Origin of the sequence: Thomasclavelia ramosa DSM 1402 (genome assembly GCF_014131695.1) — a bacterium.
GTDB classification, from domain to species: Bacteria; Bacillota_I; Bacilli_A; order Erysipelotrichales; family Coprobacillaceae; genus Thomasclavelia; species Thomasclavelia ramosa.
Window position 1 is genome coordinate 2,892,446 of the sequence record NZ_CP036346.1, and the last position, 13,639, is coordinate 2,906,084.

Annotated in this window: 26 protein-coding genes and 1 rRNA gene; all 27 read right to left on the bottom strand. The window is 35.1% G+C overall.

Annotated features, from left to right (window positions below; translation table 11 throughout):
• Window positions 1-17: 17 nt before the first annotated feature.
• The 27 genes from map to rrf all read right to left on the bottom strand — a co-directional run bounded on the left by map (window position 18) and on the right by rrf (window position 13,569).
• Window positions 18-764 carry a type I methionyl aminopeptidase gene (map, locus tag EYR00_RS13815; protein WP_003536849.1) on the bottom strand — a complete coding sequence of 249 codons (747 nt, stop codon included), beginning with the start codon at window positions 762-764 and terminating at the stop codon, window positions 18-20.
• Window positions 764-1,411 carry an adenylate kinase gene (locus EYR00_RS13820; protein WP_003536847.1) on the bottom strand — a complete coding sequence of 216 codons (648 nt, stop codon included), beginning with the start codon at window positions 1,409-1,411 and terminating at the stop codon, window positions 764-766. Before EYR00_RS13820 ends, map begins: the two co-directional genes overlap by 1 nt.
• A gap of 23 nt (window positions 1,412-1,434) precedes the next feature.
• A complete protein-coding gene (gene secY, locus EYR00_RS13825; protein WP_003536845.1) occupies window positions 1,435-2,736 on the bottom strand; it encodes a preprotein translocase subunit SecY in 1,302 nt (433 codons plus the stop codon).
• Between the two features lies 1 nt (window position 2,737).
• Window positions 2,738-3,178, bottom strand: coding sequence for a 50S ribosomal protein L15 (gene rplO / locus EYR00_RS13830; protein WP_003536843.1), 441 nt, complete (start codon window positions 3,176-3,178; stop codon window positions 2,738-2,740).
• Between the two features lie 14 nt (window positions 3,179-3,192).
• Entirely contained in the window at window positions 3,193-3,375 is a 183-nt protein-coding gene (rpmD, locus tag EYR00_RS13835) for a 50S ribosomal protein L30 (RefSeq protein WP_003536841.1), read from the bottom strand.
• Window positions 3,376-3,388: 13 nt separating this feature from the next.
• Window positions 3,389-3,952: a 30S ribosomal protein S5 gene (gene rpsE, locus EYR00_RS13840; RefSeq protein WP_003536838.1), complete on the bottom strand. Its 564-nt coding sequence runs from the start codon at window positions 3,950-3,952 to the stop codon at window positions 3,389-3,391.
• 12 nt (window positions 3,953-3,964) lie between these two features.
• Window positions 3,965-4,321, bottom strand: coding sequence for a 50S ribosomal protein L18 (gene rplR, locus EYR00_RS13845; RefSeq protein WP_003536837.1), 357 nt, complete (start codon window positions 4,319-4,321; stop codon window positions 3,965-3,967).
• A 21-nt stretch (window positions 4,322-4,342) separates the two neighbouring features.
• Complete coding sequence (rplF, locus tag EYR00_RS13850; protein WP_003536836.1) at window positions 4,343-4,888, bottom strand: 50S ribosomal protein L6; 546 nt, start codon at window positions 4,886-4,888, stop codon at window positions 4,343-4,345.
• A 30-nt stretch (window positions 4,889-4,918) separates the two neighbouring features.
• Window positions 4,919-5,314, bottom strand: coding sequence for a 30S ribosomal protein S8 (rpsH, locus tag EYR00_RS13855; RefSeq protein WP_003536835.1), 396 nt, complete (start codon window positions 5,312-5,314; stop codon window positions 4,919-4,921).
• 34 nt (window positions 5,315-5,348) lie between these two features.
• On the bottom strand, window positions 5,349-5,534 hold the full coding sequence (locus tag EYR00_RS13860) for a type Z 30S ribosomal protein S14 (RefSeq protein WP_003536834.1): 186 nt from the start codon (window positions 5,532-5,534) through the stop codon (window positions 5,349-5,351).
• A 17-nt stretch (window positions 5,535-5,551) separates the two neighbouring features.
• Entirely contained in the window at window positions 5,552-6,091 is a 540-nt protein-coding gene (gene rplE, locus EYR00_RS13865; RefSeq protein ID WP_008793116.1) for a 50S ribosomal protein L5, read from the bottom strand.
• 16 nt (window positions 6,092-6,107) lie between these two features.
• Window positions 6,108-6,443, bottom strand: a complete 336-nt coding sequence (gene rplX, locus EYR00_RS13870; RefSeq protein ID WP_003536823.1) for a 50S ribosomal protein L24 — start codon at window positions 6,441-6,443, stop codon at window positions 6,108-6,110.
• A 14-nt stretch (window positions 6,444-6,457) separates the two neighbouring features.
• A complete protein-coding gene (gene rplN, locus EYR00_RS13875; protein WP_003536822.1) occupies window positions 6,458-6,826 on the bottom strand; it encodes a 50S ribosomal protein L14 in 369 nt (122 codons plus the stop codon).
• Window positions 6,827-6,860: 34 nt separating this feature from the next.
• On the bottom strand, window positions 6,861-7,121 hold the full coding sequence (rpsQ, locus tag EYR00_RS13880) for a 30S ribosomal protein S17 (protein ID WP_003536821.1): 261 nt from the start codon (window positions 7,119-7,121) through the stop codon (window positions 6,861-6,863).
• A gap of 11 nt (window positions 7,122-7,132) precedes the next feature.
• Window positions 7,133-7,327, bottom strand: coding sequence for a 50S ribosomal protein L29 (gene rpmC, locus EYR00_RS13885; RefSeq protein WP_003536820.1), 195 nt, complete (start codon window positions 7,325-7,327; stop codon window positions 7,133-7,135).
• Window positions 7,328-7,329: 2 nt separating this feature from the next.
• Window positions 7,330-7,740: a 50S ribosomal protein L16 gene (gene rplP, locus EYR00_RS13890; RefSeq protein WP_003536819.1), complete on the bottom strand. Its 411-nt coding sequence runs from the start codon at window positions 7,738-7,740 to the stop codon at window positions 7,330-7,332.
• A gap of 2 nt (window positions 7,741-7,742) precedes the next feature.
• Entirely contained in the window at window positions 7,743-8,396 is a 654-nt protein-coding gene (rpsC, locus tag EYR00_RS13895) for a 30S ribosomal protein S3 (RefSeq protein WP_003536818.1), read from the bottom strand.
• An 11-nt stretch (window positions 8,397-8,407) separates the two neighbouring features.
• Window positions 8,408-8,740 (bottom strand): 50S ribosomal protein L22, encoded by a 333-nt coding sequence (gene rplV, locus EYR00_RS13900; protein WP_003536817.1) that lies wholly within the window; start codon window positions 8,738-8,740, stop codon window positions 8,408-8,410.
• Window positions 8,741-8,759: 19 nt separating this feature from the next.
• Entirely contained in the window at window positions 8,760-9,038 is a 279-nt protein-coding gene (rpsS, locus tag EYR00_RS13905) for a 30S ribosomal protein S19 (protein WP_003536816.1), read from the bottom strand.
• Window positions 9,039-9,056: 18 nt separating this feature from the next.
• Entirely contained in the window at window positions 9,057-9,890 is an 834-nt protein-coding gene (gene rplB / locus EYR00_RS13910) for a 50S ribosomal protein L2 (protein ID WP_003536814.1), read from the bottom strand.
• Between the two features lie 52 nt (window positions 9,891-9,942).
• On the bottom strand, window positions 9,943-10,233 hold the full coding sequence (rplW, locus tag EYR00_RS13915; protein WP_003536811.1) for a 50S ribosomal protein L23: 291 nt from the start codon (window positions 10,231-10,233) through the stop codon (window positions 9,943-9,945).
• A complete protein-coding gene (gene rplD, locus EYR00_RS13920; protein ID WP_003536810.1) occupies window positions 10,233-10,856 on the bottom strand; it encodes a 50S ribosomal protein L4 in 624 nt (207 codons plus the stop codon). Before rplD ends, rplW begins: the two co-directional genes overlap by 1 nt.
• 21 nt (window positions 10,857-10,877) lie before the next feature.
• Window positions 10,878-11,606, bottom strand: coding sequence for a 50S ribosomal protein L3 (rplC, locus tag EYR00_RS13925; protein ID WP_003536808.1), 729 nt, complete (start codon window positions 11,604-11,606; stop codon window positions 10,878-10,880).
• 21 nt (window positions 11,607-11,627) lie between these two features.
• Window positions 11,628-11,936 (bottom strand): 30S ribosomal protein S10, encoded by a 309-nt coding sequence (gene rpsJ / locus EYR00_RS13930; protein ID WP_003536806.1) that lies wholly within the window; start codon window positions 11,934-11,936, stop codon window positions 11,628-11,630.
• 212 nt (window positions 11,937-12,148) lie between these two features.
• Window positions 12,149-12,736, bottom strand: a complete 588-nt coding sequence (locus EYR00_RS13935) for a histidine phosphatase family protein (protein WP_003536803.1) — start codon at window positions 12,734-12,736, stop codon at window positions 12,149-12,151.
• Between the two features lie 10 nt (window positions 12,737-12,746).
• Window positions 12,747-13,367, bottom strand: a complete 621-nt coding sequence (locus tag EYR00_RS13940) for a flavodoxin family protein (protein WP_003536800.1) — start codon at window positions 13,365-13,367, stop codon at window positions 12,747-12,749.
• Between the two features lie 93 nt (window positions 13,368-13,460).
• A 5S ribosomal RNA gene (rrf, locus tag EYR00_RS13945) occupies window positions 13,461-13,569 on the bottom strand.
• Window positions 13,570-13,639: the final 70 nt, after the last annotated feature.

The window sequence follows — 13,639 nt, forward strand, 5'->3', positions numbered from 1 at the left end:
TTTTCAACTCCCTTAAATTAAAGTTTTGTTAAGATTTCATACCCGTCATCAGTAATGACGATCGTATGTTCATAATGAGCCGCTAAAGAGCGGTCTTTTGTTACAACTGTCCAATCATCTTGTAATACTTCCGTTTCACATCCACCTAGATGTGCCATCGGTTCGATTGCAAGTGTCATACCTGCTTTAAGTCTTGGACCACGACCAGCTTGACCATAATTAGGAACAGCAGGATCTTCATGTACCTCAGTACCAATCCCATGCCCTGTATAATCTAACGGTGTAGTACATCCATGATCTTCAAGGTATACTTGCACAGCGTGAGAAATATCTGATAAGCGATTACCAGGTTTAACCTGTTCTAATCCAGCGTATAATGAAGCTTCACAAACTTCCATCAGCCGTTTAGCTTCATCGCTGATTTTACCGACTGCATAAGTCCACGCGCTATCTCCGTGATATCCTTTATAACAAGCCCCAACATCAACTGAAATGATGTCACCTTCTTCTAATTTTCGATCACTAGGAATTCCATGTACGACTACTTCATTAATTGAAGTACAAACACTGTTTGGAAATCCATATAAGTGAAGAAATGAAGGAGTTGCATTATTATCACGAATCACTTTTTCGCAAATCTCATCAATTTGTTTTGTCGTAATTCCTGGGACAATAACTTCTTTAAGCTTTTCATGCACTAATGCAACAATTCTTCCAGCTTCAGCCATCAATTCAATTTCTCTACGGTCTTTAGTAACAATCATTATTTAACCTCCAGGCTAGCTTTGATATCCTTAAAGACGTCTTCCATAGATTGATCACCATTTATATTAGTGATTTGTCCTTTCATTGTATAATAATCAATTAAAGGACTTGTTTGTTTTTCATAAGTATCCAGTCTGACTTTTACAGCATCTTCGCTTTCATCAGGCCGTTGATACAACTCACCACCACAAACATCACATACCCCTTCAACTTTAGGTGGATTATATTCGATGTGGTAACTTGCACCACATTCTTTACAAGTTCTTCTTCCAGAAAGTCTTGGTACTAAACGATCTAATTCGATATCTAAATTGATTACGGCATCAATTTCAAATCCAAATTCTTTAGCAATACTTTCTAACTCACGAGCTTGAATAATAGTACGAGGGAAACCATCAAGAATAAATCCATTTGGAAATTCATTTTCTTGAAGATATTCTCTAACCATTTGAATAGTATAATCATCAGGAACTAAGTGACCAAATTGCATGAAGTATTTTGCAATAACTCCATATTTAGTTTGCTCCTTAAGTGCTTTTCTAAAAATGTCTCCTGTTGAAATGTGAGTAAGTCCATACTCTTTCACTAAATTAGCTGCTTGAGTACCTTTTCCCGCTCCAGGTGGCCCCATTAGAATAATGTTCATATAATTGCCCCTTCTTTCTTATACTATCGACGAATATAACCGTGATATTCTTTTCTTGTAATATGAGTTTTAATTTGTTTTACAGTTTCTAGTGCAACCCCAGTAACGATGATTAAACCTGTACCACCAAGTGATAAAGATGCGTTTGCTGTTTGTGACCAGATAACTGGTGTAATAATTGGAATTGCTGCAATGATACATAACGATAATGATCCTACCACAGTTACTCTGTTTAAAATTGTCTTAATGTGTTTCATTGTATCAACTCCAGTTCTAACTCCCGGAATTGCTCCACCGTTTTTCTTTAAATCATCACTGATTTTTTCAGCATCAATTTGTAAGTTAGAATAAAAGAATGTAAATCCAATAATCATCAAGATATATAAGACGAATCCAACTGGTTCTTGATAATTAAAGATTGTATTGATCCATTTAGTAACATCGCTAGTTTCCATAAAACTAACTACTGTTCTTGGTGCTGCTAATACTGATGAAGCAAAGATAACTGGAATAACCCCTGAACTATTAATTTTAATAGGCATATGAGTTTGATCTTTAGTTCTCATTGTTGTATTAGAGCTTGTTGCATAAATTATTGGTATTTTTCTAACGGCACCTTCATTGAAAACAACAAAGATCACGATTGAAAGATAAACTACCACAAATAATGCATACCAGGCAATTCCAAGCCACATATCCCCAGCTTTACCAGAAGTATCAACTAAGTTGTTGAAAGTTGAAATAAAACTGCTCGGTAAGTTTGAAACAATCCCAGTGAAGATTAATAATGATACCCCATTACCAATCCCTTTATTTGTAATTTGATCCCCTAACCATACTGCTAACATACTACCTGCCATCATAATTAAGACAACATAGATATATGTCCAGATACTAGAATCTGCAAGAATCTTGTATCCATTATCGAAAGCGTAAGTTAATACGCCACCTTGTAATGCTGCTAAGAATAATGTTACATATCTTGTAACCCGGTCTTTTTTCTTTTTACCGGTATTACCTTCTTTACGCCATTGGCTCAATGCCGGAATAACATCCATTGACAATAATTCAATAATGATTGAAGAAGTGATGTAAGGTGAAACTCCTAGCGAGAATAGAGAGAATCTCTCTAATGTTCCCCCACCTAGTAAGTTCATAATCCCAAAAATCCCATTAGTGGCATCACTAGAACTTAATGCTCCAGTGTTGACACTCGGAATAGTAATTGCAGCTCCCAGACGATAAACAAATAGAATCCCCAGAGTGAAAATTACTTTTTGACGAAGTTCACCTTTTTTGAAAACATTTTTCAAAAATGTAAACATCTTAGATCACCTCGGTTTTTCCACCTGCAGCTTCGATTGCGGCAAGAGCAGATTTAGAAAACTTATGAGCTTTTACAGTAATAGCTTTTTCTAAAGTTCCATTACCTAATACTTTAACACCATCTAATTCTTTTTTGATTAACCCAGCTTCTTTTAATGCTTTAGGACATACAACAGTCCCTGCTTCAAAAGTATTTAACTGATCTAAATTAACAATAGCGTATTCTAATTTATTAAAGTTTGTAAATCCACGTTTTGGTAAACGCATGAATAATGGAGTTTGTCCCCCTTCGAATCCAGGTTTCTTTCCACCACCAGATCTAGCGCCTTGCCCTTTTTGTCCTCTACCAGCAGTTTTACCAGTACCAGAACTTGTACCACGTCCAACACGTTTTCTTGTTTTACGAGCACCTTCAGTGTATTGTAATTCGTGTAGTTTCATTAGTTTACACCTCCCTATTTTTCTTCTACTTTAATTAGGTGTCCAACAACTTTGATCATTCCTTGAATGAATTCGTTGTTTTCTTTTTCTACGGTTTTATTTACTTTTGTTAAACCTAACGCTTTAAGAGTAGCCCGTTGTTTTGGTAAACAACCAATTGGACTTTTTTTAAGCGTAATCATAACTGTTTTTGCCATTTTTTACGCCCTCCTATCCAAAAATTTCTTCTACTTTTTTATCTCTTAATTCAGCAACTTGGTTTACAGTTTTTAATGAAGCTAAACCTTCCATTGTAGCTCTAACCATGTTAATAGGTGTTCTAGAACCTAAAGATTTAGATAAAATATCACTATAACCAGCTAATTCTACAACAGCACGAACTGGTCCCCCAGCGATGATTCCAGTACCTTGAGAAGCAGGTTTAATAAATACTCTACCTGATCCATAAATACCAGTAACTTCATGAGGAATAGTTCCATGAACTGAAGGAACGTTGATAACATTTCTTTTTGCATTTTCAGAAGCTTTTCTGATTGCATCAGGTACTTCGTTTGCTTTACCAGTACCGAAACCAACTCTACCTTTTCTATCTCCGATTACAACTAATGCAGCAAAGCGGAATTTACGCCCACCTTTTACTACTTTAGTTACACGGTTAATAGTAACAACACGTTCTTCAAATTCTTTTTCTTCTCTTCTAGGTCCATTGTTTCTTTGACCTCTTCTAGGTCCGTTGTTTCTTGGTCCATTGTTTCTTGGTTTACGTTGTTCCATATTGACCTCCTTCTAGAATTCTAATCCAGCTTCTCTAGCAGCTTCAGCTAGGGCTTTTACACGACCATGATAAACGTATCCACCACGATCAAATACTACTTTTTTGATATTCTTTGCGATTGCCGCTTCTCCAACAGCTTTACCTACTGCAGTTGCAGCAGCGATGTTAGAACCGTTTTCTAATTTCATATCAACACTAGATGCACTTGCTAAAGTAACACCGTTAACATCATCAATAACTTGCGCATGAATATGAGCATTTGAACGGAACACGTTTAAACGTGGGCATTCAGGAGTTCCACTGATTTTAGCACGAACTCTAGCATGTCTTTTTAAACGAACATCATTACGAGATTGTAATTTTGACATCTTATTTTGCTCCTTTCGAAACTACTTCTTACCAGCAGTTTTTCCTTCTTTTCTGATGATTCTTTCATCACTATATTTAATCCCTTTACCTTTATAAGGTTCTGGTTTTCTTACTTCTCTAATTTGAGCAGCAACTTGACCAACACGTTCTTTTGAGATTCCAGATACAACGATTGTTGTATTGTTAGGAGTTTCAATTGTAACTCCTTCTTCAGCTTCAATCTCTACTTGATGAGAATATCCAATGTTTAACACTAAAGTATTCCCTTTCATTTGTCCACGATATCCAATCCCAACTATTTCTAATTGTTTTTTGAATCCTTCATGAACTCCTTCAATCATGTTTGCAAGCAATGCTCTTGTTGTACCATGTAATTGTTTATGAGTTTTTTGTTCACTACTTCTAGCAACAGTGATTACATTATCTTCTTTGTTAATTGTAATTACTGGTGAAAATTGTCTTACTAAAGTCCCTTTAGCTCCTGTAACAGTTACTGTATTATCAGCAGCGATATCAACTGTAACTCCTTCAGGTACATTAATAATTTTATTACCGACACGAGACATCAGTTTGCACCTCCTGAATTGTATTTTTTATTACCAAATATATGCAAGAACTTCGCCACCAACTTGTTTAGCGCGAGCTTCTTTATCTGTCATCAAACCTTGAGAAGTTGATAAGATTACGATACCTAAACCATTTAATACTTTAGGAATTTCGTTTACTTTAGCATATACACGTAATCCTGGTTTAGAAATTCTTTTTAAATCAGTGATTACTCTATCATTTCCTCTATATTTTAAAGTGATATTAATGTTTTTGATTGGACCTTCGCCCTCAACTTTATATCCTTTAATGAATCCTTCGTTTTTCAAAATTTCAGCAATATCAGCTTTTAATTTTGATGCAGGCACCATTACTGTTTCGTGATGTTGTCTATTTGCATTACGGATTCTTGTTAACATATCTGCAATTGGATCTGTCATAACCATTTGCTAATCCTCCTTCCATCTGGATAAAATCTAATTACCAGCTTGCTTTCTTTACACCTGGAATTTCACCTTTGTAAGCTAATTCGCGGAAGCAAATTCTACAAAGTTTGAATTTTCTAATTACTGAATGTGGTCTTCCACAACGTTCACAACGTGTGTATTCACGCACTTTGTATTTTTGAGGACGTTGTTGTTTCACTTTCATTGATGTTTTTGCCATATTTTTGTGAGTCCTCCTTATTTCTTGAACGGCATTCCTAATTGAGCTAATAACTCGCGACCTTCTTCATCGCTCTTAGCTGTAGTTACGAATACGATATCCATTCCTCTTAATTTGTTTACTTTATCGAAATTGATTTCTGGGAAAATTAATTGTTCTTTAATACCTAAAGTGTAATTTCCTCTTCCATCAAATGAGTTATTTGATACACCTCTAAAATCTCTTACACGTGGCAATGAGATATTTACTAATTTATCTAAAAATTCATACATTCTTTCACCACGTAAAGTTACCTTACATCCGATTGGAGCACCTTCACGTAATTTAAATCCAGCGATTGATTTTTTAGCTCTAGTGATAACTGGTTTTTGTCCAGTAATTAATGTTAATTCATTAACAGCTTCATCTAATAATTTAGAGTTAGAAACTGCATCACCAACACCGATATTTAAAACGATTTTTTCAACCTTTGGAGCTTGCATGCTAGAAGAATAATTGAATTTTTCTACCAATGATTTTACTACGTCGTTTTGATAACGTTCCATTAAACGGTTCATTCTTTATCCTCCTCCATTATTTCTTTTTCTTTTTATCTACTTCTGCTCCAGTTTTTTTGTTAACTCGAACTTTTGTTTTCTTACCGTCTTTTTCAACGATTTTATATCCAAGTTTAACAGGAGCTTTAGCTTTTGAATCATAGAATGCAACATTAGAAACATGAATAGGAGCTTCTCTTGTTACAATTCCACCTTCAGGATCTGCTTGTGAAGGTTTAATATGTTTAGTTACAGTATTAACTCCTTCAACGATTACTTTGTCTTGTTTTGCAAGAACTTGTAACACTTCACCTTGTTTTCCTTTATCTTTACCTGCGATAACTTCTACAGTATCACCTACACGGATTTTCATGTTTTAAGTTCCTCCTATAATACTTCTGGAGCTAATGATACGATTTTCATGAAATCAGCATCTCTTAACTCTCTTGCAACTGGTCCGAAGATACGAGTCCCTTTTGGAGATTTATCTTCTTTTATAATTACACAAGCGTTGTCATCAAATTTAATATAAGAACCGTTTTCTCTTCCGACTCCATATCTACTTCTTACGATAACCGCTCTTACTACTTCACCTTTTTTTACTGAACCACCTGGTGCTGCCTGTTTAACTGTTGCTACAACAACATCACCGATGTTACTAAATTTACGATTAGAACCACCTAAATTACGGATTACTAATACTTCTTTAGCTCCAGTGTTGTCAGCGACTTTAAGTCTACTTTCGTTTTGGATCATTCTTGGTTACCTCCTTTTAGAGTTTTAATATATATTAAACAGTTTCTGCTTTTTTAACGATTTCTACTAAACGGAAACGTTTTGTTGCAGATAATGGTCTTGTTGACATGATTTTTACTGTATCGCCAACACTAGCGATATTTTCTTCATCATGGGCATGAAACTTAGTTGTTGATTTCATACGTTTACCATATAATTTATGTTTTACATGTGTTTCTACTTGCACTGTAATAGTTTTATCCATTTTAGTAGATACAACTGTACCAGTATAAACTTTACGATTGTTTCTTTCCATTGTATCTCCTCCTATTGGTTCAATTCTCTTTCTCTAATAATTGTTTTAATTCTAGCGATAGATTTACGAACCGTTCTAATACGTGCTGTGTTTTCTAAACTTCCTGTAGCTTGTTGGAAACGAAGTCCAAATAGCTCTTTTTTGTATTCTTCTACTTTAGCAAGTAAAGCAGCGTTATCTAATTCTTTGATTTCTTGAACTGTCATGACTATTCACCCTTTCCAATGATTTTACATTTAATAGGTAATTTATGAGATGCAAGTCTTAAAGCTTCTCTAGCAAGTTCTTCATCAACACCTGCAACTTCGAAAAGAACACGACCAGTTTTAACAACTGCTACCCATTCTTCTGGAGAACCTTTCCCAGATCCCATACGTACTTCTAATGGTTTTTTAGTTTTAGCTAAGTGAGGGAAAATTCTAATCCATACTTGTCCACCACGGTTTAAACGACGGTTGATAGCAATACGAGCAGCTTCGATTTGACGAGAAGTGATCCAAGCACCTTCAGTTGCTTGTAAACCATATTCACCAAATGATACTTCAGTTCCGCCTTTAGCTTTACCTTCATATTTAACACGATGAGGTCTTCTGTATTTTGTTCTTTTAGGCATCAACATGATTATTTATCCCCTTTCTTCTTTTCAGGAAGGATTTCTCCCTTACAAATCCAAACTTTAACTCCTAATTTACCATAAGTAGTATCTGCTTCTGCAGTAGCATAATCAATATCAGCTCTTAAAGTATGAAGAGGGACATTCCCTTCAGAGTAACCTTCAGCACGAGCCATATCAGCTCCACCTAAACGTCCTGAAACACTTGTTTTAATTCCTTTAGCTCCAGCTCTCATTGCTCTTTGGATAGCACGTTTTTGAACTGTTCTAAAAGAAGCACGATTTTCTAATTGTTCCGCAATATTATTAGCAACTAATTGTGCTACAACATCAGGGTTTTTGATTTCCACAATATTGATAAACACTTGTTTATCTTTTACCATTTTACTAACTTCTTTTCTTAATGCATCAACTGCTTCACCATCTTTACCGATTACAACTCCTGGTCTAGATGTGTGAACAAAGATAGTAACACGATTTTTTGATCTTTCGATTTCAACTTTAGCTACAGATGCAGTCTTAAGTTTTTTTAATAGGTATTCACGAATCTTGATATCTTCATGTAATAAACCTGCGAAATCTTGATCGTTAGCATACCATCTTGAATCCCAATTACGGTTAACACCAACTCGTAATCCGATTGGACTTACTTTTTGACCCATAATGTGACCTCCTATCTTTCTTCTACCACACAAGTGATGTGGCTAGTTCTTTTTAAAATTCTTGTTCCGCTACCTTTAGCTCTTGCAGCGAATCTTTTTAATGTAGGACCTTCGTCTACATAGATTTCTTTAATATATAACTTTTCTGCTTCTGCACCTTCGTTATAAACAGCGTTTTGTGCAGCAGATTTTACAACTTTAATGATTGCAGGAGTTGCACTTTTATTTACGTATTCTAACATACCAAGTGCTTCTTTTACTTGCTTCCCTCTCACTAAGTCAACGACTAATCGAGCTTTTTGAGGTGAAACACGAATCATTTTAGCTTGTGCTCTTGCTTCCATGTTTTAAAATCTCCTCTCTCTATTTTCCAGCTTTTTTATCATCAGCCCCGTGACCGTGATAAGTTCTTGTTGGAGCGAATTCTCCTAATTTATGACCGACCATATCTTCAGTTACATAAACTGGGATATGTTCTCTTCCGTTATACACTGCAAATGTATGCTCAATAAATTGAGGGAAGATTGTTGAACGTCTAGACCAAGTTTTGATAACTTCTTTTTTACCAGCAGCGTTTAATGCTTCAACTTTTTTCATTAAGTGTCCATCAACAAATGGTCCCTTTTTTAAACTACGTGCCATTATTTCTTCCTCCTCTTATTATTTAGAATTTCTGCGACGTACAATTAATTTAGTAGACGCTTTCTTATTTTTTCTAGTTTTAACACCCATTGCTTTTTTACCCCAAGGTGTCATTGGAGCTTTACGTCCGATAGAAGTTCTACCTTCACCACCACCATGAGGGTGATCGTTAGGGTTCATTACAGAACCACGTACTGTAGGTTTAACACCTTTCCATCTCATACGTCCAGCTTTACCATAGTTAACTAATCCGTGGTCTTCGTTTCCAACAACCCCAACAGTAGCTCTACATACAGCTAATAATTTACGTACTTCACCAGATGCTAATCTTACGATTACATATCTTTCTTCTTTACCTAAGATCTGAGCAGACACACCAGCAGAACGTGCGATTTGTCCACCTTTACCAGGTTGCATTTCGATATTGTGGATTACAGTACCTTCAGGCATATTTCCCATTGGTAAAGCATTTCCTACTTTAATATCTGCGTTTTCACCAGATACGATCTTACTTCCAACTTCTAATCCTTTTGGAGCTAAAATATATCTTTTTTCACCATCTGCATAGTTAATTAATGCGATGTTTGCTGATCTATTTGGATCATATTCGATAGTTGCTACAGTTCCAACGATATCATCTTTATTACGTTTGAAGTCAATAATACGATATTTACGTTTATGTCCTCCACCATGATGACGTGTTGTAATAACACCTTGGTTATTACGTCCACCGTTTTTGCTTACTTTTGCAACTAAAGATTTCTCAGGTTTATTTGTTGTAATTTCTTCATAAGTTAATGAAGTCATATTACGACGACCATTCGTCACTGGCTTATAAGTTTTAATTGCCATCTTTAGTTTCCTCCTAGTTATCTGGAATTATGTATTCCAATATTTTAGTTAATTATTCCTCACCGAAATAATTGATTTCGTTACCTTCAGCTAATTTAACGATAGCTTTTCTTCTACGATTAGTTTTACCTTCGTATCTACCCATTCTCTTAGTTTTAGGTTTAACGTTCATAACATTAACACTTTCAACTTTCACACCAAACATTGCTTCAACAGCTTGTTTGATTTCAACTTTATTTGCATTAACATCTACATCAAACGTGTATTTGTTTTCGTTTGCTTGAAGAGTCATTGTTTTTTCAGTAAGTACTGGTTTTTTTAATACATCTGTAATGTGTGCCATTATCCTAGTACCTCCTCAACAGATTTAATAGCAGCTTCAGTCATGATTAACTTGTTGCTGTTTAAGATATCATAAACATTTACATGTTTTGCATCTAATAATTTAACGCCTGGGATGTTGTTAGCACTTCTAGCAACGTTTGGACAAATTTCGTCAACAACGATCAATGTCTTAACTGGTGCTTCTAAATTTGCTAATACTTTCACCATTTCTTTTGTTTTTGGAGCGTCGAATTTAATAGCTTCTAAAGCCATGAATTCATTATCGTTAATTTTAGTAGATAGTGCTGATTTAAGCGCTAATCTTCTAACTTTACGATTTAATTTAAATTTATAACTTCTAGGTGTTGGACCAAATACAACTCCTCCTCCACGCCATTGTGGTGCACGGATTGATCCTTGTCTAGCTCTACCAGTACCTTTTTGACGCCATGGTTTTTTACCACCACCACGAACTTCAGTACGGTTTTTTACTTTATGAGTACCTTGTCTTAATGATGCTCTTTGTAATAAGACCATATCAAATAATGCTTGTTTATTTGGTTCAATCCCAAATACAGCTTCATTTAATTCTAAATCTTTTACTTCAGAACCTTCTTGGTTATATACTTTAACTGTAAGCATATCGAATCCTCCTTCCCTAAATTATTCAGCTGCTTCAACTGGTGTTTCAGTTGCTGCATCTGCTTCTTTAGTTTCTTCTACTACTGGTGTAAAGTCTACTAATTCATGAGCTTCGTTTACTTTACCAGCTGCTTTAATTCCAGATTTTACAATTACTAATCCTTTTTTAGGTCCAGGTACTGACCCTTTGATTAATAATAAATTATTTTCTACATCAACAGCTACCACTTCTAAGTTTTGTACTGTTCTTGTTACATGTCCCATTTGTCCTGGTAATTTTTTACCTGGAGCAATTCTGTTTGGAGCGATTGGTCCCATTGAACCAACAATTCTATGAGCTCCTGAACCATGTCCTTTAGGACCGATTCTTTGACCATGTCTTTTAATAACACCTTGATAACCTTTACCTTTAGAAGTTCCAGTTACATCTACAACTTCACCTGCTACGAAGCTATCAACAGTAATTTTATCTCCAACTTCATAACTCATCATTTCGTCATAACGAAATTCTTTAATGAAGCGCTTAGGAGCTGTGTTAGCTTTTTTCACAATACCTAATTCAGCTTTATTAGCTAATTTTTCTCTCTTATCTTCGAATCCAACTTGGATTGCATCATATCCATCAGTAGCAACTGTTTTCTTTTGTAATACAACGTTAGCATCAGCTTCTACTACAGTTACTGGGATTAATAAACCATCAGTTGTGAAGACTTGAGTCATTCCAATCTTACGACCTAAGATTCCTTTCATGAGTTACACCTTTTACCTTTCTTATAATTTAATTTCGATGTCTACACCACTTGGTAATTCTAATCTTGTTAGAATGTCAACTGTTTCTTGTGTAGGATTCACAATGTCGATTAAACGTTTGTGAGTTCTGATTTCAAATTGTTCACGAGAATCTTTATACTTGTGAACCGCTCTTAATACTGTATAAATTTCTTTTTCAGTTGGTAGAGGTACAGGACCTACTACTTGAGCTCCAGATTTCTTAGCAGCACCAATAATTTTTTCTGCTGAGTTATCTAGAATTTTGTGATCAAATGATTTTAATCTAATTCTAATTTTGTTATTTGCCATGATTTTTCTCCTTTCAACTTATAGGATGTGACTTACTCAATACGAATTCCCTGAAACATGCCGTTTCATGACAACGCCTTTCGGTGTTTCAGCAACCTCGCACATCTTTGCAACGTCAACGGTAGTATTTTAACAAAAAAAAGCCCCTATTGCAAGGCTTTTTTTCATTTATTTTAATTAATTTTTCTTCATTTAATCATGCTATTTTTAATCTACTGAGCAACCTGTAAGTTATATTCAATCACTCGATATTCACCATGACAATCAATAATGGTGATCGAGCAATTAGCTGGACCATCCATATTAACAAAATTATGGTCAATGTTAACTACTGTATTTAAAATCGTGCCCCCGTGAGTCGCAATTAATATATTCTCGTCAGGATATTGAGCAGTTATCTCATCTAGTTTTGTGAAAATTCGTTTCGTAAAATCAAAACCGCTTTCTCCTTCTAAAGAAGTCCATCCTTCATTTAACAGTAATGATACAAAATTATCATGTTTCATTCCTTTAAATAACTGACTACCATCTTCACCTTCAACTACTCCAAAATCAATTTCTTTGAATTCTTTACATGGGTAGATCGGATATTTTCCACCAGTTGCATATGTCGCAGTATCCAATGTCCTTTCACTTGTTGAACAATAAACAGCTGCAAAATTTATTGTATCTAAATATTCCTTAACAGCTTTAGCCTGGGCTATTCCTTTAGCTGTTAATTTAGAATCACAACTTCCTTGGATTAGATTTTTTTGATTAAATAAAGTTTGCCCATGACGTAATAAATAAATTCGTGTCATTCTAATACTCCTATCTGATAAAATTAGTTGCTATTTTTAGTTCTGCATCAGGTAAACCATGTTTTTCTTTACCTAAAGCAATACTTTTGAGTAAGAATGCCATATTATTACCTAATACTTTCATTGTCTGCATTCCTTCAAAATCTTGTTTTACTTCTTCGGGTGTATTACCATGTACGCTATTCCAATATTGCGAAGATACAATCGGCATTTGAGCGATTGTAAAATATTTATTTAATTGATCAAAAGTAGCACTGGCACCGCCTCGGCGACAACTAACTACAGTGGCACCAACTTTAAAACGTTTATCGAATCTTGAAGCATAGAATAGACGATCCATAAAGGAAGCAATCATTCCAGAAGAGCTTGCATAATGAACAGGACTTCCTATCACAATTCCATCAGCAGCTTCAAATAGTTTTAAACACTCATTAACAGCATCACTGTTATCTATACATTCACCTTTCTCATGGCAAACACCACATCCCATGCAACCCCTAATAGCTTTTGTTCCAATATGAAATATTTCAGTATCAATACCATTAGTATTTAATGCTTTAGCAACTTCATTCAAAGCTGTAAAAGTACAGCCATTTCTTCTAAAACTTCCATTAATTAATAATACTTTCATACCACATCCTCCATCTTTAATAAATATAATAGCGCAATCTATAATAATTGCAAAGAAAAAAGGATACGCAGAGGTATCCGTAAATAAAAAAAGAACCGGCAGCTTGCTATTGTCGCACCTTGGTACTATCTTCGCCGTTATGATGCTTAACTTCTGTGTTCGGTATGGGAACAGGTGTGTCCATCATGCTATCGCTACCAGATCTTCTTTTCTAAGCAATTCCTTTCGAGAATCACTCAAAACTAGATAATAGTTTTCTTGCGTCTTTTGTC